Raw genomic sequence first — 26,846 nt, 5'->3', positions numbered from 1 at the left:
CCCCGAGTGGAGGGCTGGCACGGTAAAAGGAGGCGGAAAACTGCCTGAAACAGCCGCGCTGGGAGGAATATCTGCCAATGAGCAGGCATGTAGTTTTAATTGAAGACGAGCCAAATATCGCAGAGGCCATCCGATTTTTGTTAAGCCGTGATGGTTGGCAGGTGGATGTCCATGGCGAAGGCAGCACAGCGGTAGAGGTGATCAGGGCGGCGCAGCCGGATCTGGTGATTCTGGATTTGATGCTGCCGGGAAAAAGCGGCCTGGAAGTCATAACCGAGCTGCGCGCGGTTGCGGAATTTCAGCCGCTGCCAGTGCTGATGCTGACCGCGCGCGGCCAGCTCAAAGATCGCGAGATGGCGGAAAAGGCCGGGGTTACGCGCTTTATGACCAAACCCTTTTCCAATTCCGAGGTGCTGACCGCGGTGCGGGATTTGTATGCGCAGGCCTATCAGACAGCGCCTGACCTTGGCGCGGCGTCATGAATGCGCGGTGACGGGGCAGGGCATCAGGGTGAGCCAAAAACCCCCTTTGTAGAGCGGCGAACCTATCGCCGCCGCCGGTTGATGGATATTGCCCGGCTCTTGCCTATTCTGGGCGCGCTGCTGTTTGCAGTGCCGCTGATGTGGCCAAACCCGGATCCCTATCCGGCCCCGGACACCCATGGCGGCATGCCGACCTCGGTGGCAATCATCTATATCTTTGTGGTCTGGGCCGGACTGATCGCCGTCAGCTTTGCCTTTGGCGTGGCGGTGCGGCTTTGGGCTGGGCACTGGACCGAGGGCGGCCGCCTGGATGAACAGCCCTGATGGCCTCGCTCAACCTATTGGTGCTGGTCTGCCTGAGCTATGTGGCTTTGCTGTTCTTTGTTGCCTTTCTGGCAGATCGCCGGGCGGCGCGCGGGCAGGGCTCTGCCTGGATCCGCTCGCCGTTGATCTACACCCTGTCGCTGTCGATCTATTGCACCGCCTGGACCTTTTATGGCGCGGTAGGCTACGCGGCGCGTTCGGGGTTGGAATTCCTGACAATCTATCTGGGCCCAACCCTGGTCATGGTGGGCTGGTGGTGGGGCCTGCGCAAGTTGGTAAGGGTGGGGCGCAGCCAGCGGGTTACCTCTATCGCGGACCTTTTGTCGGCGCGCTACGGTAAGTCCAACGCATTGGCGATTGGCGTCACGTTGCTGGCGGTGATTGGCATAACGCCGTATATTTCACTGCAATTGCAATCTATTACTCTGTCTTTCTCCATTTTTTCAGAGGCCGATCCGCTGCGCAGTTACCATGAAACCACCACGGTGTTCTGGGTAACGGCGGGGCTGGCGGTCTTTGCCATTCTGTTTGGTACCCGAAATCTCAATGCAAACGAACGCCACCACGGGGTGGTAACTGCCATCGCGCTTGAGGCTGTGGTGAAACTGCTGGCGCTTCTGGCGGTGGGGATCTTTGTGGTCTGGGGCCTGTCGGATGGCATCAGTCACACCATGTCGCGGATCGACGCCTCGCGCATTGGCGACTGGCGGGTGGATGGCAGTCGCTGGACGACGATTACCTTTTTGTCGGCTGCTGCCTTTGTCTGTCTGCCGCGGATGTTTCAGGTCATGGTTGTCGAAAACGAGGACGAGCGCCACCTGAGGGTCGCGGCCTGGGCCTTTCCGCTCTATCTGCTGTTGATTTCGATGTTTGTGGTGCCGATTGCCGCCATCGGGCTGGAACTGCTGCCGACCGGATCCAACCCGGACCTTTTTGTGCTGACAGTGCCGTTGTCGCAGGGGCAGCAGGGGCTGGCGATGCTGTCTTTTCTGGGGGGATTTTCCTCGGCGACCTCCATGGTGATCGTGGCGGCGATGGCGCTGTCGACCATGGTATCGAACCATATTGTCATGCCGATCTGGCTGTATATGCAGGGGGCGGCGGGGGCGTCGGTCTCGGGGGATGTGCGCAATGTTGTGCTGTTTGCCCGGCGCATTTCTATCGCGGTGATCCTGGCGCTTGGGTATTTCTACTATAAGCTGTCTGGCGGTGGCGCGACGCTGGCGGCGGTCGGGTTGATCTCTTTCGCCGGGATTTCGCAGATGCTGCCGGCCCTGGTTGGGGGGCTGTTCTGGCGAGGTGCAACCCGAAGTGGCGCGCTTGCCGGGCTGTCGGTTGGGTTTGGCATTTGGATCTACACCATGCTTTTGCCCGCACTTGGCGGTGGGCTGCTGCCTGATCATATCCTGGCCAATGGCCTGTTTGGCCTGTCCTGGCTGCGGCCGCAGGCCCTGTTTGGAATTGAGGGGATCGATCCCACAGTGCATGCGGTGCTCTGGTCCATGATGCTGAATGCGGTGGTCTTTTGTCTCGTATCGCTGCTGACGTTTCCCAGCCCGATAGAGCGGCTGCAGGGGGCCCAGTTCGTCAATGTTTTTGAACATTCCTCTGGCCCGCGCGGCTGGACAGGATCGGTGGCCCAGAGCGAAGACCTGATGGTGATGTCTCAGCGCATCCTTGGTGCAAAAGAGGCCCAGGCCTTTTTCCAGCGCGAATTAACGCGTCAGGGGGGGCATGGGCCGCTGCCGGACCCGACCCCCGCCTTTCTTGAGCAACTGGAGCGCGAATTGGGGGCCTCTATCGGGGCGGCGGCAGCGCATGCGATGATCGGACAGATTGTTGGCGGCTCTTCAGTTTCGGTGCAGGATCTGCTTGCGGTTGCAGATGAGACCGCACAGATGCTGGAGTATTCCAACCAGTTGGAGGCGCAATCAGAGCAATTGTCACGCACGGCACTGCAGCTGCGCGAATCCAACGAAAAACTGACGCAGATTTCGCAGCAAAAGGATGCTTTCCTTAGCCAGGTGAGCCACGAGCTGCGCACGCCGATGACCTCTATCCGGGCGTTTTCCGAAATTCTGCGCGACAATGGCTCCCTGCCGCAGACGGATAAGAACCGCTATGCCAGCATCATCCACGACGAAGCCCTGCGGTTGACCCGCCTGTTGAACGACCTGCTGGATCTGAGCGTGCTGGAAAGCGGTCAGGTCAGTTTGAACATGTCGACAGGCCGTCTTGATGCGGTGATGGATCATGCGGTATCCACGGCGCTGGCCGGTACTGGCACCAGCATGCTGGTTACACGTACCCCCGAAAGTGAGGCGGTGCAGATCTCTTCCGATCTGGATCGGCTGGCGCAGGTCTTTATCAACTTGATCGCCAATGCGCAGAAATACTGCGACGCAGAAACGCCCGAACTGACCATTTCCGTCACCTGCCAGCAGGACCAGGTTTGGATTGATTTCATCGACAATGGCAGTGGTGTTCCGGTGGACTACCAGCAGTTGATTTTTGAAAAATTCTCGCGTGTTAGCCCAGAGCGGGCAGGCGGGGCGGGGCTGGGATTGGCAATTTCCCGTGAAATCATGCAGCGCCTTGGCGGGGATATTTTCTACCTGGCCGAACACAGCGGCGGTGGCTTTAGAATTTCCCTGCCAAATGCGCGTAAAATCTCGACAATGGGGGCAATATAAAGGTCTTGGTAAGGAAGCCGCACTAAAACGCTTAAAAGGGAGCGTCGAACGTGCGGGTTGATGACTAATGTCTGAAGCAGAAAAACAACTAGCCAAGAGCGGTGCGACGGGTGGTCTCGCCCGGAAACTTGCGGCGTCCAAGGAAGGGTCCCAGGGCCAGAATGCTTCCTTTACGCTCAAGGCTTTGCGCCGATCTCTTGCGCGCGCGGCTTCAGAACAATGCGACCTGCCGCTGGCGGTGCTGGCAGCACGCCAATGCAACCGCCCCCCCGAAGATTTGGTCGAATCGCTGTCCGACAAGGACCTGCTGGTGGTGCTGGATGGCCCCAACGGGCGCATTGGGGCGGCGACGATGGATGCAGCCTTGGTGACTGCGCTGATTCAGAAACAGACCATTGGCCAGATCATGGGCAAGGCGCCTTCGCAGCGCAACTATACGCCGACGGATGCGGCCATGACCGCAGATTTCCTGGAAAAATCCTTTGTTAAGGTGCATGCCCTGCTGGAGGGGCAGCGGGATCAGTTGATCTTTTCTGGCTATCGCTACGGCGCGCAGATTGAAGATGTGCGTTCGCTTATTTTGGGGATGGAGGCCGAAAACTATCGTCTGATAACGTTGAATGTTGATTTGGCGATTGGTGCCATGCAGGGGGTACTGAAGCTGATCCTGCCGGAACCCACCCCCGAGGAACTGGGCTTGAATGGCTCGGCTGCGGGACCATCTTTGGCCAGCGGCATGAATTCCATGCGGGCAGAACTTTCGGCCATCTTATGTAAGGTGCGGGTGCCGTTGAACGAATTTTCGGCCCTCAAGGTGGGCGAGGTCCTGCCGCTGGATCAGGCCTTTCTGTATGAAACCGATATGATCGGCATTGGCGGTCAGTCGATTGCCAAGGGGCGTTTGGGGCAGCTGAACGGTGCGCGTGCAGTGCGGCTCAGTATTGCGCATGGGGCTTCGACTCCAGAGCAGCCTGACACAGATGATGATTTTGCCAGCCCGCTTGGCCATAGCGCGCCAGTTGCGGCTTTGCCGATGATGGAGGACCAACCACCGGCGATGGACCTTGGGATCGCGGCGCAGGGGCTGCAGGATCCGCTGGATGAGGGCATGGGCTTTGGCGGAGGCGACCTTGGGATGGGCAGTGATCTCGACCCGGCTGGCCTGGGGGATGATCTGGGTGATTTCGGCGCGGGCCTTGGTGGCGCGTTGGATATGGGCGGCGACATGGGGGGCGATTTCGACCCGGCTGGCCTTGGGGGCGATCTGGGATCTGCTCTCGATATGGGCGCGACCCCGATGGGGGGGCTTGCCGATCTTGCGGATGGCATGGATGCGTTCAATCCGGATGATGCAGCAGCGGAGATTTCAAAGCTGGCCGGACTGGAAAACGACGCAAACCCCGGCATGTAATGCCCCTTCGCGCTTGTCGCGTTCACTTGCATGCACCTGACGGACACTGCTTATTTGAATTTGCATGTTTTGGCTGCTTGAGCGCATTCTTTCTGGATCAGGTTTCTCGGATAAGATGCGGATATATATAAAAGAAGAAGCCCAGCCGCGATCTGCGGGCTGGGCCGTTTTTGGGGCTGTACCTGGGCCTCGGGGCCGTGCTTGGTATTCAGCCTGAACAGCGCGCTCCTACTCGCTGCAAAGCTGGGATCAGCTCGTGGCAATGGCTTCCAATGCCGGGCGCAATCCGGCCAGATCATAGCCTGCGGCACTGGTTTTGCTCAAGATTTCATCCGGGCTCATCTCGGCGGCGACGCCCAGGGACCAGACCACCGAACAGCGGGTGCCCGATGCGCAATAGGCCAAAACCGGGCCTTGGCTTGCCTCGTAGAAGGCCCGCTGCTTGGCGACATTTTCCGGTGTCATGGTCTGATGGGTCAGCGGCAGCGCGTGAAAGGTCAAACCGGCAGCTTCGACGGCGGCCTGGATTGCCGCAGCCTGGTGGCTTGGCGGGACTTCGGCATCGGGACGATTGCAAATCACCGTCGTATAGCCCTCGGCAAGGATTGCGGGGATGTCTTCGACCGAAATTTGCGGCGAGACGGCGTAGCGGGGGGTGATCACTCGTGCATCCATGGCAGTTGTCTAACCCTTTGTTGCAAGCCGGTCTAGCTGTCGACCGACAAAGGGTGCCACCACCATACCCAAGAGCATCGCGCCGATGAACAGCAGCCCGCCAGTGCCATTATAGCTGAGCGAGGCAATCGCCGGTCCGGGGCATAGGCCGGCCAGGCCCCAACCGATGCCAAACAGCACCGATCCGGTGATCAGCCGATGGTCCATCTCGGGGCGGGCTGGGGCTGGAAAGCTGCCCCCGACCAGTGGGCGTCGACCTTTGGTCAGGCGCCAGGCAATAAACATGGGCACGATGGCCCCCCCCATGACAAAGGCAAGGGTCGGATCCCAATCGCCAAACACATCCAGCCAGCCCTGAACCTTGGTGGTGTCGGTCATACCAGAGAGCAAAAGCCCGGAGCCAAACAGCCCACCAGCCAGCAAAGCAAGAAACAAGCGCTGCATCAGATCATCCCCCAGAGGTGACGGAACAGGACAAGGGTGATCCCGCCGGCCAGAATGTAAAAGACGGTGGCCACCAACCCGCGCAGGGACAGGCGTGAAATGCCGCAGACCCCATGCCCCGAGGTGCAGCCATTGGCAATGCGGGTGCCTGTCCCCACAAGCAGACCCGCGATGACGATTACCCAGATGTTGCTGGTCAGATGGGTGTTTGGGGTTTCACTTAACAGCGGCCGCAGCAGCAGTGGCAGCGCCACCACCCCAAGCAGAAAGACCAGGCGCTCTGCTGCGTTGCTAAGGCCTGACCCATCAACCAACCCGCCAATGATGCCACTGGCGCCCATAATGCGGCCATTGCCCAGCAGGAACACCGCCCCGCCCAGCCCGATAAGGCCGCCACCGACGAGCCCCCATATCCAATCCATTTCCATTTTCCGTGATCCTTCTTTCATTGTGATGCAGGTCAACCGCCACCACACGGCAGCCCCTGTAGGGGCTTGTTTGGGCGGGATCTGTGGCAGTGCCAGGGTGCAAATAGGCTAGAGCTTGTTGACAGGCAGTTTCAGGAAGACATCGCCTTCTTCATCCGGCTCTGGCATTTGACCTGCACGCATATTGACTTGCAGCGACGGTAAAATCAGCCGGGGCATGCCAAGCGTCGCGTCGCGGGCATCACGCATCGTGGTAAAATCTTCCAGCGGGCGGCCTTCGCCAATATGCACGTTCAGCGCCTTTTGTTCAGCGACCGTGGTTTCCCAGGCGTAGTCATCGCGCCCTGGGGCCTTGTAGTCGTGGCCGACAAAAATGCGGGTTTCATCCGGCAGCGCCAAGATCTTTTGAATAGACCAGTACAGCGCCTCGGAAGAGCCACCGGGGAAATCGCAGCGCGCCGTACCGAAATCGGGCATGAAAAGGGTATCCCCCACAAAGGCGGCATCGCCAATCACATAGGTCAGACAGGCAGGGGTATGGCCCGGCGTGTGCAGGACTTCGCCGCGCAGCTGGCCAATCATAATTGTGTCACCCTCTTTGAACAGCGCATCAAACTGGCTGCCGTCACGTTGAAAGTCGGTGCCCTCATTGAAGACTTTGCCAAAGGTGTCTTGGACCAGAGTGATATTGGCGCCGATGCCAATCTTTCCGCCCAAGTGATCCTGCAGATATGGCGCGGCAGACAGGTGGTCGGCGTGGACATGGCTTTCCAGGATCCATTCGCAGCGCAGGTCGTTGGCCCGTATGTAGCTGATGATCTCATCCGCTGATGCGGTATCCGTGCGCGCAGCGGCATGGTCGAAATCCAGCACGGAATCGATAATTGCACAGGCCGCCCCGGTGGGATCGCGCACAACATAAGAGACGGTATTGGTGGCCTCGTCGAAAAAGGCTTTGACGATGGGGGTCATTTCGCAGCACTCCATTTTTTCTCAATGTATATTGAAAATGGAATATGTTGCAAGCGCTGAGATGGCATAGACGTCAAAAAACCCTGACCCCGGCAAAAGGCGGGGCAGGGCAGCGGGTGTATTTCAACAGGAAGCACCGCCAGCGCCGGGCAGCGATGCGCCGCGATAGATCCAGATAGACAGCTTAGCCCAGAAAGATGCCAAGCATAACCAGCATTAGCCCAAGCACTGACAGAAACAATGCGCCCAGATTATAGGGCAGGACGCGTTGCACAACGGCGCGCAAAGCATCGTCATCCTTGGTTTTTCTGCGGGCTTTGATCACATATATAATGCAGCCGATCAGGCCGATCAGCCCCGCAACCGAGAGGGTCGCACCGACCCAGACGATGATATCAAACATAAGACCGGCTCCTGCGGTAAGTGTACCGGGATGCGAGTAGCGGATTGACGCCTGCGGCACAAGAGATCCTGTCGGCTGCTGCAATGGGTGCACCACGGCGGGCAGAGCCCGAGAAAGACGCAGGGCGGGATATCGCAGGCCATTGTTTTCCTGTCTTGCGATACCGGGCCTCTGCGGCTATCCCCTTGCCCCAAACCTATCACATGACAGCAGTGAAATGCCTGTCGTCAAAGGCCAGAGCAGCAGGAGCCGAACATGGATATGACCGAAGACGAAAAAAGTGAAAACTACCGCGTAACAGCCGGAGAACTCCGCCAGTTCATCGAGCGTTTTGAACGGCTGGATGCCGAAAAGAAAGACATCGCGGAACAGCAAAAAGAAGTCATGGCCGAAGCAAAATCACGTGGCTACGACACAAAGGTGATCCGCAAGGTGATTGCCCTGCGCAAGCGTGACCAGGATGATATCGCCGAAGAAGAAGCGGTGCTGGAAATGTATAAAGAAGCGCTTGGCATGTCGTAGGCCATCTTTAAGCATTTGATATAGTTTGATTAAATTATGGGTGCTGTGCAGGCGTCAAAACGTGCTGTGCAGCACTCGTATATAGACCAATAATATGGCGTCTTGAAGCAGTGAGACCGCTGATATCGTCCGGTGCTGCGATGCGGTGTCCCTAGAGCGGATGCTTCGTCAATGCGGGAGCTTATTCTCCCCCATCAAGATTGGGCGATTTGCGCACACTCAGGCTGCATTGCACCTGGTTAGCGAAGCGAAACGCGAGTTCGAGTTACCATGCGGTCCATATCCCGATTGCACCCACAAGCAACAGGCTCAAGGCCCAGACCGTATCCATATTCAACCACGTCCGGGCCAGAAACTTCAGACCCAGCCAGGTGTAGGCCCCGACAGCCAGTATTCCGCCTGACAGAGCCATTGCCGCTGTGTGGACAATTGCCACCGCCAACGCTGTATTGATACTGCCTGACATCAGTTCGGTTGCGGCCCTATGCCCGGTGTCCAACTCTTCGACACGGCAGAGGCCCAGGTAGATTGGAAGCAGCATCATGCCCGCCCCATGAGCAGTTGCGGCAAGGAACGACCAAAGGGCAAGTCGGGTTGGTTTGATCCGCGCCAAAACTCTTGGATGGCGCCTGCTGATCAGCAGAAAGACACCGAAACCCATGACCAGCCCGCCTGCGCCAATACGGATCTCTCGCTGCCACTCCACCAGCGCGACTGTCGCGGAGAACGGCAACAGGATGGCTGACATCGCCAGGAAATGCCCGAGCGCCAGCATCGCCAACGCCCTGACCAGTGCAGCCCGGCGCCTTTCCATAAGCGCCGCGGACACGGAAAGCGGCCAGCCCATTCCAGGGTTCACCCCGTGATAGACGCCAGAGGCGATGACGGCCCACCAGAGGGCCGTCAAAGAGTGTTCTGCACCCACGGTTCAAGTGTTGGGATAGCAGAAGCTGTCGGTCGAGCAGTCGCCGCCTTCAAGGCGGATCTGATGGCTGCGATATCCCTTCGGAAATTCAACCCAAAACTGTTCGTCAAGCTCCAGGCCGCCTTGATTGTCGGCGTTGGCCATCACCATCGCAGCGCCTCTGTCACCCGGATAGAACTGATCGTCCCAGGTGGAATAGAGCGAATTTGTCCAGTACACCCGCTTGCCATCGCGGCTGATCTCTACCATCTGCGGGCCATAGCCGAACGCCTTTCCGTTCGGGTGCGGCGTTTTCTTGACGATGCCGCCAATCTCCACCTTGCCGACCAGCGCGGGGTTCATTGGGTCTGACACATCATATTGATGCATTTCGCCAGTGCCCCAACAGGCGACATAGAGAAACCGGTCATCAAGACTGAGGTCGATGTCGGTAACCAGCGGCGGAACCGCTTCAAAACCTTTCAGGAGTTCGGGCAATGCGTCAGCCGCCGCAGGTTGCGGATCAATGGTGATTGTTTTCTTGGCTTCAAAAGATCCATCGTCATTTCGCCACCAAGTAAAGATCGCGCCCTGAAGGTTGGTTGTGTCCACAACCACACCGCAGAAGCCGTACTGTTTGGCGGGATCGTGCGCCGGCCGGATCTCAAGTGCCATCTGGTGGTTGGCCCCCAGGTCAATCGTCTGGATGTTCTTGCGGCCCCGCAAATCCCAGAAGTGGATCTTGTGACCGTATTTGTTGCTCAAGAGGTCTTCAGCCACGATCCCGTTTTCAAACTGCGGCGGCAGCCCCCACTCCGAGCTGACCATGTAATCACGCGGCAGATTCCACCAGAAATCATAGTGCTTGTCCTGAATGCCGCGATCCATCTCGTAGCGGCCGAGAATCTCGAAAGTCTCGCAGTCCATGATGAAAATGCCAGGAGGTCCGTCAGTGCCATCCACGCCGCCGCCGCCAAGTGTAGAGACATAAATGCCCTCGGGACCGCAGTGGATCGTATGTGGCCGGGAATAGCCGGTTTTTTCCCAGACCTCTTCCGGTTCGATGATCTTGTGGATCTTCGCTTTCAGCGGTTCTTTGACATCTACGATGTAGATACGGCTGGAGCGTATGCCTGGAATAATCAGGTAGCGCCGCTCCAGAAATGCATGGCCGGTCAATGGGCTGAGCGCAGAGGAACAGGCATTCCAGCCGAAATGGTGAAATTCATCGCCGGTGTTCGGCATCATGAGGGAATGAACGATCTGGCCGTAGGTATCTGAAGACGCATCCACGTCTACAACTGCCAGACCGTCAGGCTGTGACCCGTCCGGACTGAGCATCAGAGTGAAAGCAAGTTTTTCAGCCGGAGCTGCCATAGCCAGTTTTGGTGTCGCGTGAAATGTAGGATCGGGTCTCAAGTTCATTTCAATTCTCCTCTCGGGAAACTGGTTAGACGAACTGATCTCGACGAGCGCTGCCTCAGAAAATTGCCTTTCTTCCAGTAAGGATGGATTTTGATTTCCCGTCAACACATTCAAGAACATGGCGGGGGCCGTGCTGCCAGGGCGTTCCGTTTCTGTTGATTGAACGGGTTTTGCATAATCGGCATGAGGGGTCCGCTGTGCAGACCACGCCCGGGCTTTAACCGTTGCAGTTGTGACGCTACGGCGGTCTTCTTTGGCATTGTCTTGAAAAATGCTTCATAGTTATAAATTTTAAGCTTGAAATAAATGACATGCTGCCCGATATTGCGGCAATAGGCACAGTCCTGACCACTGACTATTTTGATTGAATAAAGGAGAGCCCATGCCTGCCATTTCTGTACATCCCGAAGGATGGAAACCGGCCAAGGGTTATGCCAATGGCATGGTCGCCGAGGGTAAGTTGCTCTTTGTTGGCGGCCAAATCGGCTGGACCGCGGATCAGGTCTTCGAAGAGCAGGGCTTCATCGGACAGATGCGCCAGGCGCTGCGCAATATCCTGGATGTGGTCGAAGCGGCTGGCGGCGAGGCCAGCGATATCACCCGGCTTACATGGTATGTCACGGACAAGGCTGAATACCTGGCCCATCAGGGCGAGGTCGGGCGGGCCTATCGCGATGTGATGGGATACCATTTTCCCGCGATGACAATGGTGGTCGTCGCTGCGTTGGTGGAAGATGAAGCCAAGATCGAGATTGAGGCAACAGCGGTTTTTCCGCAGGGCTAGGCCACCATTATTGCGCAGCCTCCACGCCCTGAAAGGGCGGTAGAACCTAGAACCGGGCCGGTGGGAAATCCTACCGGCCTTTTGCTGTTTTGCGCCAATTTTGCGTGTCGGCCTGTCGCAAAATAGCGCCTATTGGGGGCAAATCCCGGCAGTATTTCTGACCTGTGCCTGCCTGTATCAGCAAATTTTGGCCAAAGCCCAAGATTTGAGCGTCTATGTTTTTCTATATTTTTCAAACCCGTGGGGAGAGCCTCTGATGTGGGGACACGACTTTTTTGCACATTTAAAAATTTTACCAGTTGATAAAAAATCAAACTGTGGCAGTCTTTGAGTCGTATAAAAACAAAGTCAGGGAGACACCCAATGGCGAGTAGCCATCAGGCATCAGGTATCCATGCAGGGCGTTTGGCCGCTGCAGAGATCGCCGACAACTTTGGGGATCTGCACCCCGCGTATGACCCGCATGAAGCCGCAGTGGCGGCGGATCGTTGCTATTTCTGCTATGATGCGCCCTGCATGACCGCATGCCCCACCAGCATCGACATTCCGCAGTTCATTCGTGAAATCCAGGCCGGGCACCCGGCCTCTGCTGCCAAGACCATTCTGGACCAGAATATCCTGGGTGGCATGTGCGCACGGGTCTGTCCGACAGAAACGCTCTGTGAAGAGGCCTGCGTTCGCGAAGCCGCCGAGGGCAAGCCGGTCGAGATTGGCCGGTTGCAACGCTATGCCACCGACACAGTGATGGAAAAAGGCGTGCATCCCTTTAGCCGTGCCGCCAGCACGGGCAAGCGCGTTGCAGTTGTTGGCGCCGGTCCTGCGGGCCTGTCTGCGGCGCACCGACTGGCGATGCTGGGCCATGATGTGGTCATCTATGACGCCAAGGCCAAGGCCGGTGGCCTGAACGAATTTGGCATCGCCGCCTATAAATCCACTGAAGATTTTGCCGCCCGCGAGGTCGACTGGCTGCTGAAAATCGGCGGTATCACCGTCGAATATGGCAAAAAGCTGGGCACCGATCTGTCGCTGGAGGCGCTGAAAGGCGATTTCGACGCTGTCTTCCTGTCGATCGGGCTGGCGGGGGTCAATGCCCTGCGCGCCGAAGGTGAAGACTTGAGCGGCGTGCGCGATGCTGTTGATTTCATCGAAGAGCTGCGCCAGGCTGAGGATCTTACCAAGCTACCTGTTGGTCGTAATGTTGTGGTGATCGGTGGCGGCATGACAGCTGTTGACGCGGCCGTTCAGTCAAAACTGTTGGGCGCCGAAAACGTCACTATCGCCTATCGCCGCGACCGCGATGCGATGGGGGCCAGCCGGTTCGAACAGGATCTTGCGGCCTCTAAAGGTGTGACATTGATGTTCAACGTTATGCCCAAGGCGATCCATGGCAATGGCGCCGCCGCCGAGATCGAACTGGAATATACCCAGGTCGAAGACGGCCGCGTTCGTGGAACCGGTGAGACAGTGCGCCTGGCCGCAGAGCAGGTCTACAAGGCCATCGGCCAAAGCCTGCAAGGTCAGCCAGACGCGGTTGAGCTGGAGGGTGGCAAGATCATGGTCGATGCAACGGGCCGAACTTCGGTGGCGAATGTCTGGGCCGGCGGCGACTGTGCTTCGGGTGGCGAAGATCTCACCGTGACCGCCGTGGCCGAAGGCCGCGACGCTGCAATGGACATCCATACAAGCCTGATGGGCTGAGCAAGCCATGGGTCGTTGCTGGCCAACGGCCCTAAGCGAGCATGAAAAGGGACAGACAAATGGCTGATCTGACAACAGAATTCCTGGGTATCAAATCCCCAAACCCGTTCTGGCTGGCCTCGGCGCCACCAACGGACAAAGAATATAACGTACGCCGCGCCTTTGAAGCAGGCTGGGGCGGTGTGGTCTGGAAGACCCTCGGCTCCGAAGGCCCCCCCGTGGTCAATGTCAACGGGCCGCGCTATGGCGCTATCTTTGGCGCCGACCGTCGGCTGCTGGGGTTGAACAACATCGAGCTGATCACGGATCGCTCGCTGGAGATCAACCTGGAAGAAATCACCCGCGTCAAAAAGGACTATCCGGACCGTGCCGTGATCGTGTCGATCATGGTGCCTTGCGAAGAGGAAGCCTGGAAGGCGATCCTGCCCAAGGTTGAGGCCACCGGTGCCGATGGGATCGAGCTGAACTTTGGCTGTCCGCACGGTATGGCCGAACGCGGCATGGGTGCGGCTGTGGGCCAGGTGCCTGAATACATCCAGATGGTCACCGAATGGTGCAAGAAATACTATTCCAAGCCCGTCATCGTAAAACTGACGCCCAATATCACCGATGTGCGCTTCCCCGCACGTGCGGCCAAGGCCGGCGGCGGTGATGCGGTCAGCCTGATCAATACCATCAACTCGATTGTCTCAGTTGATCTGGACCAGATGGCGCCCGAGCCAACCGTTGGCGGTAAGGGCACCCATGGGGGCTATTGTGGCCCTGCGGTAAAACCAATTGCCATGAACATGGTTGCGGAAATCGCCCGCTGCCCAGAAACGCATGATCTGCCGATTTCGGCCATTGGCGGTGTCACCACCTGGAAAGACGCGGCTGAATTCATGGCGCTGGGGGCGGGCAATGTGCAGGTCTGCACCGCCGCTATGACCTATGGGTTCAACGTGGTGAAAGAGATGATTTCCGGCCTGTCCAACTGGATGGATGAAAAGGGCTATACCTCGACCCAGGACTTCATCGGCATGGCGGTTCCAAATGTCACCGACTGGCAGTATCTGGATCTGAACTTCATCGCCAAGGCAAAGATCAACCAGGAAGACTGCATCAGCTGTGGCCGTTGCTTTGCCGCCTGCGAAGACACCTCGCACCAGGCCATCGAGATGAGCGCCGACCGTGTCTTTACCGTTAAAGACGATGAATGTGTGGCCTGTAACCTCTGCGTGAATGTTTGCCCGATTGAGGGCTGCATCACCATGGAAGAGGTTCCCGCTGGCCAGATTGATGAGCGTACCGGCAAGGTGGTTTCCGGCGAATATGCCAACTGGACAACCCATCCCAACAATCCATCGGCAACGGCGGCAGAATAGTCCAGCCCGCATGCGGTTGGGTCTAATCAAAAGGGGGGCAGTGCTGCGGTACTGCCCCCCTTTTTTTCTGTGGCGATGCCCTGCCGTTACATCCTGGTTAACATGAATTAACTTTTTGGCGTAAGCATCCGGCGATAAAGCGTTTCCAGGAACTCTGGTGCTGCGTCAAACGGATCTTCATCCCCCATCAACATACGCACCTGCACGTCAAAATCAGCATAGTGCTGGGTCAGCGCCCAGATCGAAAAAACCAGGTGTTTGGGGTGGGTCTGATTGATCTTGCCTGCGGCCATCCAGCCCGCCAGGATCTGCTCCTTTTCTTCAAGCAGGTCGCGCAGATCCCGCGAGAGCGCATCCAGCATGCGCGGCGCGCCCTGTACGATTTCATTGGCAAACAGACGGCTTTCGCGCGGGAAATCCCGGCTCATCTGTAGCTTGCGTTGCACATAGGCGAGGATCTCTTCCAGTGGATCGCCAGCGGCGTCGATCTCGCGCATCGGGTCAAGCCAGGTATCCAATAGCTCAGACAGCAGGGCGGTGAACATCGCCTCCTTGGAGGGAAAATAATACAGTAGATTCGGCTTTGACAGCCCGGCCTGCGTGGCAATCTGGTCGACGGTTGCGCCGCGAAACCCATGTGCCGAGAAAACCTCGAGCGCGGCTTCCAGAATGGCGGCGCGATTCTTTTTCTGGATGCGGGTGGGTGATCGGTCCTTGGGCATAGTGGATAAGCGATCCTTACTGGCCGAAGCGGGGCTGTCTTCGCCCGCAATTTGCGCATTGCCCCATTTTCATGGGGATATCAGAGCCAATGTGACTCAATTTCTTGACTGGTGGCTTCCCCGTGATAGCGTGAGTTTGACCAGTTGGTCAAATCCATCTCTTTGGGTGCAGGCCAACGATTCAAAGCCACCAATTGGTGCCAAGCCAAGAATAACCCGCAAGATCAGCGGGGGGAACAGGAAGGAAGCTGCGATGACGTCTTTGGGACAGAATCTGAAAATCAACGGGGATCGGCTCTGGGAGAGCCTGATGGAGATGGCCAAGATCGGCCCCGGTGTCGCAGGGGGCAACAATCGCCAGACCTTGACCGATGAAGATGCCGAAGGGCGTGCCTTGTTCCAGAAATGGTGTGAAGAGGCTGGCTGTACCATGGGGCTGGATCAGATGGGCAATATGTTTGCCCGCCGCGAAGGTACCGACCCGGATGCGCTGCCGGTCTATGTGGGCTCGCACCTGGATACGCAGCCAACCGGCGGCAAATACGATGGTGTTCTGGGGGTTCTGGCCGGGCTGGAGCTGATCCGCTCGCTCAACGATATGGGTATCAAGACCAAACACCCCATCGTGGCGACCAACTTTACCAACGAGGAAGGCACCCGCTACGCGCCGGCCATGCTGTCGTCAGGCGTGTTTGCCGGTATTCATACCCAGGACTGGGCCTATGACCGGGTTGACGCCGAGGGCAAGTCATTTGGTGATGAGTTGAAGCGGATCGGCTGGCGCGGCGAGGAAGAGGTCGGCGCCCGCAAGATGCATGCCTTCTTTGAGCTGCACATCGAACAGGGCCCCATTCTGGAAGCCGAGGGCAAGGATATTGGCGTGGTCACCCATGGCCAGGGCCTGAGCTGGACCGAAGTGACCATCACCGGCAAGGATGCCCACACCGGATCAACCCCGATGCCGATGCGCCGCAACGCGGGCCTCGCCATGGCGCGGGTGCTGGAAGCGGTGGATGAAATCGCCTGGTCGCATGCGCCAAGCGCCGTTGGCGCGGCAGGTCATATTGACGTCTATCCAAACTCGCGCAATGTGATCCCCGGTAAGGTGGTCTTTACCGTTGATTTCCGCTCGCCCGAGTTGGAAGTGATCGAAGACATGGAGTTGCGCCTGCGCGAAGAGGGCAAGGACATCGTTGAAGCCCTTGATATGCAGATAGAATTCGAAAAAGTCGGCGGTTTTGACCCGGTGAAGTTCGACGAGACCTGTGTGGCGGCGGTGCGCAATGCGGCCGAGCGTCTGGGCTATTCGCATCTGGATATCATTTCAGGAGCGGGTCATGATGCCTGCTGGATCAACAGGGTTGCCCCCACTGCGATGATCATGTGCCCCTGTGTGGATGGCCTGAGCCACAATGAGGCGGAAGAGATCAGCAAGGCGTGGGCCGAGGCCGGCGGCAATGTATTGTTCCATGCAGTTGTCGAGACGGCTGAGATCGTTTCCTGATACCGAAATAAGGGAAGGGGCGCTGCCCCCGCGGCCCTGGCGGGCCGCTCCCCCGGGATATTTTTGGCCAAATGAAGGGGGCCAAGACAACAGGGAACTGGTCCCTCAACCAGATAAAAGTGGCGCAAAATGCGCCCGAGACAGGGAGTTTTACCATGACTAAAGTCATCAAGAACGGGACAATTGTCACCGCTGATCTTACCTATAAATCGGATGTCTTGATCGAGGATGGGGTGATCACCGCGATTGGTCCCAACCTCAAGGGGGATGAGGAGCTGGATGCAACTGGCTGCTATGTGATGCCGGGAGGGATTGATCCGCATACCCATCTGGAAATGCCCTTCATGGGCACCTATTCGACGGATGATTTTGAAAGCGGTACGCGGGCTGGTCTGGCGGGGGGCACCACCATGGTGGTGGATTTTGCCCTGCCAAATCCGGGTGAAAGCCTGCTGGATGCGTTGAAGCGTTGGGATAACAAATCGACGCGCGCCAACTGCGATTATTCCTTCCACATGGCGGTAACCTGGTGGGGCGAGCAGGTCTTTGACGATATGAAGACCGTGATCGAGACGCGCGGCATCAATACCTTCAAGCATTTCATGGCCTATAAAGGCGCGCTGATGGTTAATGATGACGAGTTGTATTCCAGCTTTCAGCGCCTGTCTGAACTGGGCGGCATTGCCATGGTGCACGCTGAAAACGGCGATGTGGTTGCGGAGCTGTCGGCCAAGCTGCTGGCTGAGGGGAATACCGGCCCCGAGGCGCATGCCTATTCGCGCCCGCCGCAGGTGGAGGGCGAGGCCACCAACCGTGCCATCATGATCGCCGATATGGCAGGTGTGCCGCTCTATGTGGTGCATACCTCCTGCGAGGACAGCCACGAGGCCATCCGCCGGGCGCGTCAGCAGGGGAAACGGGTTTGGGGCGAGCCGCTGATCCAGCATCTGACGCTGGATGAGAGCGAATATTTCAACCCCGATTGGGACCATGCGGCGCGCCGCGTGATGTCGCCGCCGTTCCGTAACAAACAACATCAGGATAGTCTGTGGGCTGGGCTGCAATCGGGATCTTTGTCGGTTGTTGCGACAGATCACTGCGCCTTTTCGACTGAGCAGAAACGCTATGGCCTGGGCGATTTCACCAAAATTCCCAATGGCACTGGTGGGTTGGAGGATCGTATGCCGATGCTTTGGACACATGGGGTGGCCACCGGGCGGATCACACCAAATGAATTTGTTGCCGTGACCTCGACCAATATTGCCAAGATCCTGAATTGCTATCCCAAAAAAGGGGCCGTTCTGGTCGGGGCGGATGCTGATCTGGTGGTCTGGGATCCGGAAAAGTCAAAAACCATTGCTGCCAGCACCCAGCAGTCTGCGATCGACTATAACGTCTTTGAGGGCAAAGAGGTCAGAGGCCTGCCACGGTTCACCCTGACGCGCGGCCAGGTGGCGGTGCATGATGGCGAAATCCGTTGTCAGGAAGGCCATGGCCGGTTTGTTGAGCGCGAGGCCAATACGACGGTGAACAAGGCGCTGTCGACCTGGAAAGAGCTGAGCGCGCCGCGCCCGGTAGAACGTACAGGCATTCCCGCAACCGGCGTCTAATGAGGGCAGGGCTGTGGCGGCCTTGCCGCCGCGGCCCCCTCGCAGTCTGAGCAAGGCAACATTATGAATACTCAAACGACTACCCAGGCCCATGCCCCGCAGGGTGCCACCGAGGCCGTCGTCGAAGCAAAAAACCTGGATCTGGTTTTTCCGACAAATGACGGCCCTGTGCAGGCGCTTAAGGATGTGAACCTGACGATCAATAAGGGCGACTTTGTTTCGTTTATCGGTCCGTCTGGCTGTGGCAAGACCACATTCCTGCGGGTGATGGCGGCGCTGGAGCACCCCACTGGCGGCAGCATTACCGTCAATGGCATGAGCCCGGATGAAGCCCGCAAGCAACGCGCCTATGGCTATGTGTTTCAGGCCGCCGGCCTGTACCCCTGGCGCACCATTGCCAAGAACATCAAGCTGCCGCTTGAAATCATGGGGTTTTCCAAGGCCGAACAGGACAAGCGTGTCGAGCAGGTGCTGGAGCTGGTGGAGTTGTCCGGTTTTGGCGGCAAATATCCCTGGCAGCTGTCGGGTGGGATGCAGCAGCGTGCCAGTATCGCCCGCGCGCTGGCCTTTGATGCCGATATCCTGTTGATGGATGAACCCTTTGGCGCGCTGGATGAGATTGTGCGCGATCACCTGAACGAACAGCTGTTGAAGCTGTGGGCGCGTACCAACAAGACCATCGGCTTTGTCACCCACTCGATCCCAGAGGCGGTTTATCTGTCGACCAAGATTGTGGTGATGTCACCGCGCCCCGGTCGGATTACCGATGTGATCGAGAGCACCCTGCCGCGTGAGCGCCCCCTGGATATTCGCGACAGTCAGGAGTTTATCGACATTGCCCACCGGGTGCGTGAAGGCCTGCGGGCAGGGCATGCCGATGACTAAGGGGAAAATCGCAAACGAAACCAGGGAGGGGCGGCGATGAGAACCTTTCTTTCCGTCCTGACCGTATTGGCCGCGATTGTCGCCTTTTGGTATGCGGCCTGCATTCCGATGAACATCAAAGGCGTATTGGACACAGCTGAGCGGGCTGGGTTTGAAGTGAGCCCTGCGACCTCCAAGGAACGTCGCGATATGGGCAGCTTTGGTCTGGTGGCAAGTAACAGCTTTGCCATTGCAGAGACCTTTAGCCAGGATCGCCCCCGCTTGCCTGCACCACATCAGGTGGTGCGTGAGCTGTGGAACACCACGGTGATGAAGAAAGTCACCTCGAAGCGGTCCTTGGTGTACCACGGGCAGGTGACGCTGAAGGCGACGCTGTTGGGCTTTGTCATCGGGACCGGGCTTGGCATTTTGCTGGCGGTGGGCATCGTGCATTCACGGGTGATGGATATGTCGGTGATGCCCTGGGCGATTGTCAGTCAGACCATCCCCATTATCGCGCTGGCACCAATGATCATTGTGGTGCTCTATTCCATCGGGGTGCAGGGGATCCTGCCCAAGGCGATCATATCGGCCTATCTGAGCTTCTTTCCTGTGGTGGTTGGCATGGTCAAAGGGCTGCGTAGTCCTGATGCGATGCAGCTGGACCTGTTGAAAACCTATAGCGCCAGCACCAGCCAGGGGTTCTGGAAGCTGCGGCTTCCGTCCTCGATGCCCTATCTATTTACCTCGCTGAAAATTGGCATTGCGGCATCCTTGCTGGGGGCGATTGTCGGCGAGCTGCCAACCGGGGCGGTTTCTGGTCTGGGCGCGCGTCTGTTGGCGGGCAGCTATTATGGTCAGACCGTGCAGATCTGGTCGGCGCTGTTTGCTGCGGCCATTCTGGCGGGGCTGTTGGTGGCCTTGCTGGAAGTGATCGAGAAGACGGTGTTGAAACGGATGGGGATGAGCGGATGATGAGACTGTGCAATGGGGGCGCTGCCCCCGCCGCGAAAGCGCGGCTCCCCCGGGATATTTGCGGCCAAATGAAGCGGGCAACGGGCGCGCCATTCGCGGCCTCGGCTGGCAAGGGAGGCCTGCAATGATTTTGGTTGTTCTGGCGGTTCTTGTCTGGTGTGGCGGCTGGTGGTTGAATAGCCGCCTGGCCAATGGTGCCCGATCTGACACGCGGGGGGTAAAGCTGCTGGTGCCGGTGATTTTTGGTGTCACGGTGCTTTTGGTGTGGGAGCTTCTGGTGCGGGGGCTTGAGGTGTCCCTGGTGATCCTGCCGGCCCCCAGCCTGATTGTAGAGCGCTTTGCGGTTTCTTTGCCGATCCTGTGGAAGGATCTGGCACAGACCTTTCTGAAGGGAGCCCTGTCTGGCTATATCATTGGCTGTGGTGCGGCAGTGTTGATGGCGGTGGCCGTGGATCGCAGTGATTTTCTGCGCCGGGGTTTGTTGCCGGTTGGCAATTTCGTGGCTGCCCTGCCTATTGTTGGCACCGCGCCCATTCTGGTGATGTGGTTTGGTTTTGACTGGCAGTCAAAGGCAGCGGTGGTTGTGGTCATGGTGTTCTTTCCCATGTTGGTGAATACCGTCGCGGGCCTGCGCGAGACCTCTGCCATGCAGCGCGATCTGATGCAGACCTATGCCGCCAGCTATTGGCAGAGTTTCTTCAAGCTTCGCTTGCCTGCGGCTTTGCCTTTTATTTTCAACGGTCTGAAGATCTCGACCACGCTGGCGCTGGTGGGCGCAATTGTGGCAGAGTTCTTTGGCTCTCCGACTGTGGGGATGGGGTTTCGGATCTCGACCAGCGTTGGCCAACTGGCGCTTGACATGGTCTGGGCCGAAATCGTGGTGGCGGCGCTGGCCGGGTCTTTCTTTTACGGGGCAATTGCCTTGGTCGAGAAAAGCCTGACCTTCTGGCACCCCTCGCAACGCGGATAAGAACCACTGGTCAGCGCGCGCACTGCGCGCTGGCAGATCCTCCAGAGGGGCGCTCTGGGGGGAGGCCATTGGGGTGGTGAAAAAACCATCACAGGCCCATCAACAACGCCCAATCGCTGCGCAAAAGGGCCAAGTTGCTCTTAAAGTTATAATAATAATATTTGATCGAAGGGTCAAATTCGCGCAAGCTTTCGACATAACCAACGGGAGAACAATCTCATGAAACACATTTTGACAGCCGCCGGTCTGGCGCTTGCATCTGTCGGCGCGGCCCAGGCTGCGGATGACGTGAAGCTGCAGCTGAAATGGGTGACACAGGCACAGTTCGCTGGCTATTATGTGGCCCTGGACAAGGGGTTTTATAGCGAAGAGGACCTGGATGTCACCATTCTGCCAGGTGGCCCGGATATTGCGCCAACCCAGGTGATTGCAGGCGGCGGTGCCGATGTTACCGTGGAATGGATGCCAGCCGCCCTGGCTGCGCGCGAAAAGGGCCTGCCGCTGGTCAATATTGCCCAGCCTTACAAGAGCTCGGGGATGCAGCTGACCTGTTGGAACGATACTGGCATTGCCGCACCTGAAGATCTGACAAACCGCACGCTGGGTGTGTGGTTCTTTGGCAATGAATTCCCCTTCATGAGCTGGATGAGCAAGCTTGGCATTTCCACCGAAGCAAAGGGCGAGATGGGCGTCGAGGTTCTGAAGCAGGGCTTTAATGTTGATCCGCTGTTGCAGCGTCAGGCAGATTGTATTTCGACCATGACCTATAACGAATATGGCCAGGTTCTTGATGCGGGCGTCTCTCCGGATGAGTTGATTACCTTCAAATATGAAGATCAGGGCGTCGCAACCCTGGAAGACGGTTTGTATGTTCTGGAAGAGAACCTGGAAGATCCCGCCTTTGTGGAGAAGATGCAGCGCTTTGTGCGGGCCTCTATGAAGGGCTGGAAATACGCCGAAGCCAATCCGGATGAAGCTGCGGAAATCGTGTTGGACAACGATGCTTCTGGCGCGCAGACCGAACACCACCAGAAGCGCATGATGCGCGAGGTTGCCAAGCTGACCGCAGGCAGCAATGGGGCGCTGGATGTTGCCGATTATGAGCGTACGGTGAAGACCTTGCTGGAAGGCGGCTCTACTCCGGTGATCACCAAGACGCCAGAAGGCGCATGGACCCATGTCATCTCCGATGCGGCTTTGAACTAAGTCCCGTGACTGGCTGATCTGCGCCATTTAGGGCGCTAGACAAAGTGATTAACTCCGCCGAACATTTTGGTTTGGCGGAGTTTTTTTGCAGCTTCGGCCGAGAGGTTGGGCCAGCGGTCAGGGTTGTTGCAGAAAACCGCCGTATTGGCCGCGTTTGAACACCAATCCGTTGCCGGGGCGGGAGGTGACCTGGGTGACCTCGCCCAGGACGATGCTGTGATCCCCTGCCGGATGCACCTGGTACAGGCGGCAGTCAAAGCGGGCAACGGGGTTGGGCAGGGCCGGGGTCTGGGCTGGGCTTAGCTGCCAGTTGTCTTGGGTAAAGCCGTCGCCGTGCAGGGCAAAATGCTGCGCCATGTCGAACTGGTCTTCGGCCAGAACATGGATGGAAAACCGCTGTGCCGTCACAAAGGCGTCATGGCGCAGAGAGCTGCGATCCGGGCACCAGAGCAGCAGGGGAGGATCCATCGAGACCGAGGTGAAGCTGTTGACCGTGATCGCCAGCGGGCCGTTTTTGGTCAAGGTGGTGACTACGGTTACACCGGTGGCAAATGAACCCAGCGCATCCCGATAGGCCCGCAGGGTATCGGTGCCGGGCGTAAAACTGGTTTCGGACATGTCGCGCGCCTCGCTTCAGGGCTTTTTGCCTGCCTGCCATGTGCCGCCGTGATTGTCCACTGGGTTCAGGTCTTCGAGCAGGCGCCTATGGCGTTGGGTCTGCTCTATAACGTCGCGCAGGGTGGTAAAGCCGCGCGCCTGCAACAACGGGATCATTTTTACCAGAGCGGCAGCGGTGGCCTGGGCATCGCCCAATGCGGTATGACGCTGCGCCGCCGGTATGGTAATTTCCAGCCGGGCACAGAGCGCATCCAGCGTATGCGGCACCGAGGCGCCAAACAATACTGCGCTTAGCAAGACAGTATCAAGGATTGGGTGATCCCACTGCACCCCGGTGTCTTTGGCGTGGCGGCGCAGAAACGCCATGTCAAACGGTGCGTTATGGGCAACAATCACCGCATCCGTTGCAAAGTGGTGAAAGGCGGCTGCGGCGGCGGTGATTTTTGGCGCATCGGCGACCATCGCGGGGCTGATACCATGAATGCGGCTGGCAGATTCCGGGATCGGGCGGCCAGGGTTTACCAGGGTGTCAAAGCGCTCGCCCGTGACCTGGCGCCCGTTCAGCACCCGCACTGCGCCGATTTGCACGATCTCGTCCCGGTGCGGCAATAGCCCGGTGGTTTCGGTGTCAAAGACCACAAAGCACTGCTGGTGCAGCGGGCGGTCTGCGATTTCATGCATCGGGCGTACAATGAGGTCAAAATCAAAGACCAGTGGCTGGACGTCTTGCGGCATGAGGACGGTGGCGGGCGCGTCAAAGATCAGAACATAGCTATCGCCCTGGCCCAGGGGTTTCAGGCAGATCGCAAAGCTCTGCGTCTTGTCGCGGCTTGCGACCTGTGCTCTGGCTTCCTGTCCGGTTTTGCGCATCTTGGTCAGGGCGGGTTCCAGCGTGTTGCGGTCCAGATAATCATACAGAGACGCGTTGAGCCGTGGCTGCGCGATCCGGGTCAGAACCGTAGCAGCCTGGGCATCATAGAGCACGATGCGATGATCGGGCCCCAGCATCACGGTGGCCACCGGCATTTCGCTTAACAGCGCTGTGAGCCGTTGTTTTTCAGCTTCCAGCCGGGCGGTCTCTTGGGCAATGCTGCGTGCCGTTTGCAGGGTGTTGTCGCCTAACTGCCCGGCAAGCCCGGCCGCCGCCGGGGCAAGATCGCCAAGATAGCGCGCGGTCTGTGCGTCGATGTCGCGCGAAACGCCGCCATGGGCCTTTAGACGCATTTCCGCTGCGAGCGTCTCGATCGGTTTGGCCACATGTTCATCAAACAGAAGCCAGATTGCGGCGCAGATACCAAGACAGGCAAAGCTCGCGAGAAGCCCGGCAAAAACAAACGGATCCAGCAGCGCAGGTAGGCCTGCGCGTAGATAGCCAAGCCAAAGGCCGCCGACAAAGATCGCAATATTGCCCAAGGCAATCAGGCCAAAGAACAGGAAAATCCGCAGGCGCAGGCTCAGATGTGTCAGCATTTCATCCCTCCCGGCATAGGGTGGTCAACAGGCCGTCGTCTGCCGGTGGTGACACCCAGTCAAGCCCGCTTGTGTTGCCGCCCGGCAGAAAGCCGGTCTCGCCGGAGATCACGGCGCGCTTCCAGCCCGCGCAGTCCAGCAGGGTGCTGAGCTGGCCAATGGGAGCCCAGCGGCCAAAGAAATAGGTTTCAACCAAGTGCTGATCTGGCTGTGCCGGGTGGCTGCGCCGGGTGGAGCGGTCCAGGGCGACAAAGCGTTCGGTATAGGGAAAGACATAGGTCCAGGGACGATAGAGGCTGTGCCGCTCGACAGTTTCGGCAACCTCCAGCCCTGCAGGCAGCCCCGCCACGGTACGGCTGTACCAGCCATATTCCGAGGCCACGGTGACGCCGATCATTGCCAGGCCAGCCGCAACAGGGGCCAGCCACCGCGGCAGGCGCCCACCGCTGGAGGCATTCACCAACATCACCACGCCCGCCACGGCGATGCCGGCAAAAATCACTGCGATCAGTTCCAGAAACATCAAGGACTCCTATGGTTGTTTGGGGCTCAGCTGAGCATTGCTTTACCGTGTCCCAGCGCCGATTGCATCGTCTTTACCACGACAAAGGCATCGCGCAGGTGGCTGCGTTCAAAATCTGACAGATCGGCAGGCGCCAAATAGTTGTCGGGCACCAGTGCGTGGCGCACCCGTCGGGCCTGATGTTCCAGCCGGGTCTGGGCAATCAGATCATAGGCGTCCAGCAAATCCCGCCCGCCTCGGGGGCTGACAGAGCCCGAGGCGGCGGCCGCCTTTAGCCGGGCGCGGGTATTGACCACATTGATCCCGGCCTGCAGCGCATAGATACGCGCCAGATCGGTCACCGGCACCACGCCGTTATGTTTCATGTCCAGCCTGTTGCGGTGCTCGCCAGTGCGCAGGGTTGCAAGGCCACGCAACAGCCCAAGCGGCGGTGTGTGTTTCAGCGCGTTAGAGGCCATATGCGCGACAAAGATGGAATTGGCACTGGCGGCTGCCAGCCCTAGGGCCTGAAGCGGGGCAAACAAGGCGGTGTCCCCGCCGATGGGACGCAGGTCAAACATCACCGAGGCCAGCATCTGTGCCTCGGGGCCGGGTGTCGCAATCCAGTCCGCAAAATAGTCTTGCCAGACCTGTAGCGGCTGGCACCAGCGCGGGTTGCTGGCCATCATGTCACCGGGGCAATAGACATAGCCGCATTGGTTCAATCCGTCGCAGACAAAATCGGCCAGTCTGGCAAAATAGCGGGCCCCGTCGGTGGTGACGCTATCGGCAAGGATCAGGCAGTTGTCCTGATCAGAAACGCCAGTCTGTTCCTGCCGCCCCTGGCTACCGCAGGCCAGCCACAGATAGGGCACCGGGGCAGGGCCCAGCCTGGCCTCTGCCAGCGCAAGCAGGCGCCGGGTGACAGTATCTGCAATATCGGTGATCAACCGGGTAACCACCTCGTGCCGGTTGCCGCCCGCCACCAGCTGCACCAGCAGCTGCGGGATCTCGGCCGTTACCTGTGCCATTTCGGCAGCCGTATCGGCGCGGGCGATCCGGGCGACCAGCTCGGCCGAGGTGATGGCCTGAAACCGGGTCAGGTCCGTCTGGGTGATCATGCCAAGCAGCGCGCCGTTCTGTGTTACCGGGATATGGCCGATGTGATGTTCCATCATCGCGTGCAGCACGTCCGAGCCAAGCGCCGCAGGCGGTAGGCTAAGGGGGGCGGGGGTCATGATCTGGTCAACGGGGGTGCTGGCTGGTCGCCCCTCTGCCAGCAGCTTTTCGGTCAGATCCCGGGTGGTCAGAATGCCGAGCAGCCGGTGGTCTTCGCGGATGCAGACACAGGAAATATGGTGCTGTCGCATCAGTTGCGCCGCGCTTTGACAGCTGAGCCCCGGTGCGCAGGTCAGCGCTGGCGAGGCCATGATATCCTTTGCGCGCAGGGTGGTTAGCCCGCTTTGGCCCGCGGCCTCGGGGCGGCGGCGATCAAAAAACCGTGCCACCGCAGGTTCACCCTGCATCAGCGCGTCAAATTCGGCGCGCGGCAGCAGCAGCAGTAAACTGTCCGTCGTGGTCCGGGCAGAGGTTGCGGCGCGCCCGCCCCGCGTCAGCCCGCGTTCCCCAAAGGAATTGCGCGGCCCCAGGATCGACAGGGCCATGCCGTTCTCATCGGTGATTTCGACCTCACCGTGATGCACCAGATAGAGCCCCTCTAGGTCTTCTCCCAGCGCATAGATCGGGGCATCTGCGGCCAGGGTCAGCAGGCGAAACTTGGGGGCCAAGGTACGCAGCTTATCTGGTCCGAGGCTGTCATAGGGGTGAACCGAGGCAAGAAAGCGGAGCAGATCGGGTTCGGAAATCGGCATTGCAC

General features: G+C 58.6%; 26 protein-coding genes. 14 read left to right on the top strand and 12 right to left on the bottom strand.

The genetic code is table 11. The annotated features are described in order from the left end of the window. Positions 1–77: 77 nt before the first annotated feature. The 4 genes from P2081_RS08815 to P2081_RS08800 all read left to right on the top strand — a co-directional run bounded on the left by P2081_RS08815 (position 78) and on the right by P2081_RS08800 (position 4,910). Positions 78–482, top strand: coding sequence for a response regulator transcription factor (locus P2081_RS08815; protein ID WP_278922506.1), 405 nt, complete (start codon positions 78–80; stop codon positions 480–482). Continuing rightward, positions 483–806 carry a hypothetical protein gene (locus P2081_RS08810; protein WP_278922505.1) on the top strand — a complete coding sequence of 108 codons (324 nt, stop codon included), beginning with the start codon at positions 483–485 and terminating at the stop codon, positions 804–806. Beyond that, a complete protein-coding gene (locus tag P2081_RS08805) occupies positions 806–3,499 on the top strand; it encodes a sensor histidine kinase (protein ID WP_278922504.1) in 2,694 nt (897 codons plus the stop codon). Before P2081_RS08810 ends, P2081_RS08805 begins: the two co-directional genes overlap by 1 nt. A 67-nt stretch (positions 3,500–3,566) precedes the next feature. Continuing rightward, positions 3,567–4,910, top strand: a complete 1,344-nt coding sequence (locus tag P2081_RS08800; protein WP_278922503.1) for a FliM/FliN family flagellar motor switch protein — start codon at positions 3,567–3,569, stop codon at positions 4,908–4,910. Between the two features lie 249 nt (positions 4,911–5,159). Here P2081_RS08800 and P2081_RS08795 read toward each other — a convergent pair whose 3' ends face one another. From P2081_RS08795 to P2081_RS08775, 5 genes are all read right to left on the bottom strand, one after another. Continuing rightward, on the bottom strand, positions 5,160–5,585 hold the full coding sequence (locus P2081_RS08795) for a protein tyrosine phosphatase family protein (RefSeq protein ID WP_278922502.1): 426 nt from the start codon (positions 5,583–5,585) through the stop codon (positions 5,160–5,162). 9 nt (positions 5,586–5,594) lie between these two features. Beyond that, entirely contained in the window at positions 5,595–6,029 is a 435-nt protein-coding gene (locus P2081_RS08790; RefSeq protein WP_278922501.1) for a DUF6691 family protein, read from the bottom strand. Further along, complete coding sequence (locus P2081_RS08785) at positions 6,029–6,457, bottom strand: YeeE/YedE family protein (protein WP_278922500.1); 429 nt, start codon at positions 6,455–6,457, stop codon at positions 6,029–6,031. Before P2081_RS08785 ends, P2081_RS08790 begins: the two co-directional genes overlap by 1 nt. A gap of 108 nt (positions 6,458–6,565) precedes the next feature. Next, positions 6,566–7,429, bottom strand: coding sequence for an MBL fold metallo-hydrolase (locus P2081_RS08780; protein WP_278922499.1), 864 nt, complete (start codon positions 7,427–7,429; stop codon positions 6,566–6,568). A 184-nt stretch (positions 7,430–7,613) separates the two neighbouring features. Next, a complete protein-coding gene (locus tag P2081_RS08775) occupies positions 7,614–7,832 on the bottom strand; it encodes a hypothetical protein (protein WP_278922498.1) in 219 nt (72 codons plus the stop codon). Between the two features lie 255 nt (positions 7,833–8,087). Between P2081_RS08775 and P2081_RS08770 the strand changes: the two genes are divergently transcribed. After that, entirely contained in the window at positions 8,088–8,354 is a 267-nt protein-coding gene (locus P2081_RS08770) for a DUF2312 domain-containing protein (RefSeq protein WP_278922497.1), read from the top strand. Between the two features lie 265 nt (positions 8,355–8,619). On the opposite strand, the gene P2081_RS08765 is transcribed toward P2081_RS08770, so the two are convergent. Then, complete coding sequence (locus P2081_RS08765) at positions 8,620–9,201, bottom strand: hypothetical protein (RefSeq protein ID WP_278922673.1); 582 nt, start codon at positions 9,199–9,201, stop codon at positions 8,620–8,622. 81 nt (positions 9,202–9,282) lie between these two features. After that, positions 9,283–10,683, bottom strand: a complete 1,401-nt coding sequence (locus P2081_RS08760) for a selenium-binding protein SBP56-related protein (protein ID WP_278922496.1) — start codon at positions 10,681–10,683, stop codon at positions 9,283–9,285. Positions 10,684–11,065: 382 nt separating this feature from the next. Here P2081_RS08760 and P2081_RS08755 point away from each other — a divergent pair, with 382 nt between their 5' ends. From P2081_RS08755 to preA, 3 genes are all read left to right on the top strand, one after another. Continuing rightward, entirely contained in the window at positions 11,066–11,467 is a 402-nt protein-coding gene (locus P2081_RS08755) for a RidA family protein (RefSeq protein WP_278922495.1), read from the top strand. A 363-nt stretch (positions 11,468–11,830) separates the two neighbouring features. Beyond that, positions 11,831–13,165, top strand: coding sequence for an NAD(P)-dependent oxidoreductase (locus P2081_RS08750; protein WP_278922494.1), 1,335 nt, complete (start codon positions 11,831–11,833; stop codon positions 13,163–13,165). 59 nt (positions 13,166–13,224) lie between these two features. After that, a complete protein-coding gene (gene preA, locus P2081_RS08745) occupies positions 13,225–14,529 on the top strand; it encodes an NAD-dependent dihydropyrimidine dehydrogenase subunit PreA (protein ID WP_278922493.1) in 1,305 nt (434 codons plus the stop codon). 107 nt (positions 14,530–14,636) lie between these two features. Here preA and P2081_RS08740 read toward each other — a convergent pair whose 3' ends face one another. Next, a complete protein-coding gene (locus P2081_RS08740; protein ID WP_278922492.1) occupies positions 14,637–15,251 on the bottom strand; it encodes a TetR family transcriptional regulator C-terminal domain-containing protein in 615 nt (204 codons plus the stop codon). A 253-nt stretch (positions 15,252–15,504) separates the two neighbouring features. Between P2081_RS08740 and P2081_RS08735 the strand changes: the two genes are divergently transcribed. From P2081_RS08735 to P2081_RS08710, 6 genes are all read left to right on the top strand, one after another. Beyond that, on the top strand, positions 15,505–16,755 hold the full coding sequence (locus P2081_RS08735; RefSeq protein WP_278922491.1) for a Zn-dependent hydrolase: 1,251 nt from the start codon (positions 15,505–15,507) through the stop codon (positions 16,753–16,755). 155 nt (positions 16,756–16,910) lie between these two features. Then, positions 16,911–18,365, top strand: a complete 1,455-nt coding sequence (hydA, locus tag P2081_RS08730) for a dihydropyrimidinase (protein ID WP_278922490.1) — start codon at positions 16,911–16,913, stop codon at positions 18,363–18,365. 63 nt (positions 18,366–18,428) lie between these two features. Further along, complete coding sequence (locus P2081_RS08725; protein WP_278922489.1) at positions 18,429–19,250, top strand: ABC transporter ATP-binding protein; 822 nt, start codon at positions 18,429–18,431, stop codon at positions 19,248–19,250. A gap of 36 nt (positions 19,251–19,286) precedes the next feature. Beyond that, the gene (locus P2081_RS08720; RefSeq protein ID WP_278922488.1) at positions 19,287–20,204 is read left to right on the top strand and encodes an ABC transporter permease; all 918 of its coding nucleotides are present in this window, start codon (positions 19,287–19,289) and stop codon (positions 20,202–20,204) included. 124 nt (positions 20,205–20,328) lie between these two features. Then, entirely contained in the window at positions 20,329–21,174 is an 846-nt protein-coding gene (locus P2081_RS08715; RefSeq protein WP_278922487.1) for an ABC transporter permease, read from the top strand. Positions 21,175–21,393: 219 nt separating this feature from the next. Further along, positions 21,394–22,380, top strand: coding sequence for an ABC transporter substrate-binding protein (locus P2081_RS08710; RefSeq protein WP_278922486.1), 987 nt, complete (start codon positions 21,394–21,396; stop codon positions 22,378–22,380). Positions 22,381–22,497: 117 nt separating this feature from the next. Here P2081_RS08710 and P2081_RS08705 read toward each other — a convergent pair whose 3' ends face one another. The 4 genes from P2081_RS08705 to P2081_RS08690 are packed head-to-tail and all read right to left on the bottom strand — an operon-like array spanning position 22,498 to position 26,841. Further along, positions 22,498–22,998 (bottom strand): flavin reductase family protein, encoded by a 501-nt coding sequence (locus tag P2081_RS08705; protein ID WP_278922485.1) that lies wholly within the window; start codon positions 22,996–22,998, stop codon positions 22,498–22,500. Between the two features lie 15 nt (positions 22,999–23,013). Continuing rightward, a complete protein-coding gene (locus tag P2081_RS08700; RefSeq protein ID WP_278922484.1) occupies positions 23,014–24,468 on the bottom strand; it encodes a 3'-5' exonuclease in 1,455 nt (484 codons plus the stop codon). Position 24,469: 1 nt separating this feature from the next. Next, positions 24,470–24,991, bottom strand: a complete 522-nt coding sequence (locus P2081_RS08695) for a hypothetical protein (RefSeq protein ID WP_278922483.1) — start codon at positions 24,989–24,991, stop codon at positions 24,470–24,472. Positions 24,992–25,017: 26 nt separating this feature from the next. Next, a complete protein-coding gene (locus P2081_RS08690) occupies positions 25,018–26,841 on the bottom strand; it encodes a DUF294 nucleotidyltransferase-like domain-containing protein (RefSeq protein WP_278922482.1) in 1,824 nt (607 codons plus the stop codon). Positions 26,842–26,846 lie beyond the last annotated feature (5 nt).

This window comes from Pseudophaeobacter profundi (assembly GCF_029697505.1).
GTDB classification, from domain to species: Bacteria; Pseudomonadota; Alphaproteobacteria; order Rhodobacterales; family Rhodobacteraceae; genus Pseudophaeobacter; species Pseudophaeobacter profundi.
This window is presented reverse-complemented; position numbering and strand designations above follow the sequence as displayed.

What these genes read in the sequence shown, in the direction of transcription:
- P2081_RS08705 (WP_278922485.1), bottom strand. Translation starts at nt 22,998, where the DNA reads ATGTCCGAAACCAGTTTTACGCCCGGCACCGATACCCTGCGGGCCTAT.
- P2081_RS08710 (WP_278922486.1), top strand. Translation starts at nt 21,394, where the DNA reads ATGAAACACATTTTGACAGCCGCCGGTCTGGCGCTTGCATCTGTCGGC.
- P2081_RS08750 (WP_278922494.1), top strand. Translation starts at nt 11,831, where the DNA reads ATGGCGAGTAGCCATCAGGCATCAGGTATCCATGCAGGGCGTTTGGCC.
- P2081_RS08790 (WP_278922501.1), bottom strand. Translation starts at nt 6,029, where the DNA reads ATGCAGCGCTTGTTTCTTGCTTTGCTGGCTGGTGGGCTGTTTGGCTCC.
- P2081_RS08755 (WP_278922495.1), top strand. Translation starts at nt 11,066, where the DNA reads ATGCCTGCCATTTCTGTACATCCCGAAGGATGGAAACCGGCCAAGGGT.
- P2081_RS08715 (WP_278922487.1), top strand. Translation starts at nt 20,329, where the DNA reads ATGATTTTGGTTGTTCTGGCGGTTCTTGTCTGGTGTGGCGGCTGGTGG.
- P2081_RS08740 (WP_278922492.1), bottom strand. Translation starts at nt 15,251, where the DNA reads ATGCCCAAGGACCGATCACCCACCCGCATCCAGAAAAAGAATCGCGCC.
- P2081_RS08780 (WP_278922499.1), bottom strand. Translation starts at nt 7,429, where the DNA reads ATGACCCCCATCGTCAAAGCCTTTTTCGACGAGGCCACCAATACCGTC.
- P2081_RS08810 (WP_278922505.1), top strand. Translation starts at nt 483, where the DNA reads ATGCGCGGTGACGGGGCAGGGCATCAGGGTGAGCCAAAAACCCCCTTT.
- P2081_RS08775 (WP_278922498.1), bottom strand. Translation starts at nt 7,832, where the DNA reads ATGTTTGATATCATCGTCTGGGTCGGTGCGACCCTCTCGGTTGCGGGG.
- preA (WP_278922493.1), top strand. Translation starts at nt 13,225, where the DNA reads ATGGCTGATCTGACAACAGAATTCCTGGGTATCAAATCCCCAAACCCG.
- P2081_RS08815 (WP_278922506.1), top strand. Translation starts at nt 78, where the DNA reads ATGAGCAGGCATGTAGTTTTAATTGAAGACGAGCCAAATATCGCAGAG.
- P2081_RS08785 (WP_278922500.1), bottom strand. Translation starts at nt 6,457, where the DNA reads ATGGAAATGGATTGGATATGGGGGCTCGTCGGTGGCGGCCTTATCGGG.
- P2081_RS08800 (WP_278922503.1), top strand. Translation starts at nt 3,567, where the DNA reads ATGTCTGAAGCAGAAAAACAACTAGCCAAGAGCGGTGCGACGGGTGGT.
- P2081_RS08765 (WP_278922673.1), bottom strand. Translation starts at nt 9,201, where the DNA reads ATGGGCTGGCCGCTTTCCGTGTCCGCGGCGCTTATGGAAAGGCGCCGG.
- P2081_RS08805 (WP_278922504.1), top strand. Translation starts at nt 806, where the DNA reads ATGGCCTCGCTCAACCTATTGGTGCTGGTCTGCCTGAGCTATGTGGCT.
- P2081_RS08725 (WP_278922489.1), top strand. Translation starts at nt 18,429, where the DNA reads ATGAATACTCAAACGACTACCCAGGCCCATGCCCCGCAGGGTGCCACC.
- P2081_RS08695 (WP_278922483.1), bottom strand. Translation starts at nt 24,991, where the DNA reads ATGTTTCTGGAACTGATCGCAGTGATTTTTGCCGGCATCGCCGTGGCG.
- P2081_RS08760 (WP_278922496.1), bottom strand. Translation starts at nt 10,683, where the DNA reads ATGAACTTGAGACCCGATCCTACATTTCACGCGACACCAAAACTGGCT.
- P2081_RS08735 (WP_278922491.1), top strand. Translation starts at nt 15,505, where the DNA reads ATGACGTCTTTGGGACAGAATCTGAAAATCAACGGGGATCGGCTCTGG.
- P2081_RS08770 (WP_278922497.1), top strand. Translation starts at nt 8,088, where the DNA reads ATGGATATGACCGAAGACGAAAAAAGTGAAAACTACCGCGTAACAGCC.
- P2081_RS08720 (WP_278922488.1), top strand. Translation starts at nt 19,287, where the DNA reads ATGAGAACCTTTCTTTCCGTCCTGACCGTATTGGCCGCGATTGTCGCC.
- P2081_RS08795 (WP_278922502.1), bottom strand. Translation starts at nt 5,585, where the DNA reads ATGGATGCACGAGTGATCACCCCCCGCTACGCCGTCTCGCCGCAAATT.
- hydA (WP_278922490.1), top strand. Translation starts at nt 16,911, where the DNA reads ATGACTAAAGTCATCAAGAACGGGACAATTGTCACCGCTGATCTTACC.
- P2081_RS08700 (WP_278922484.1), bottom strand. Translation starts at nt 24,468, where the DNA reads ATGCTGACACATCTGAGCCTGCGCCTGCGGATTTTCCTGTTCTTTGGC.
- P2081_RS08690 (WP_278922482.1), bottom strand. Translation starts at nt 26,841, where the DNA reads ATGCCGATTTCCGAACCCGATCTGCTCCGCTTTCTTGCCTCGGTTCAC.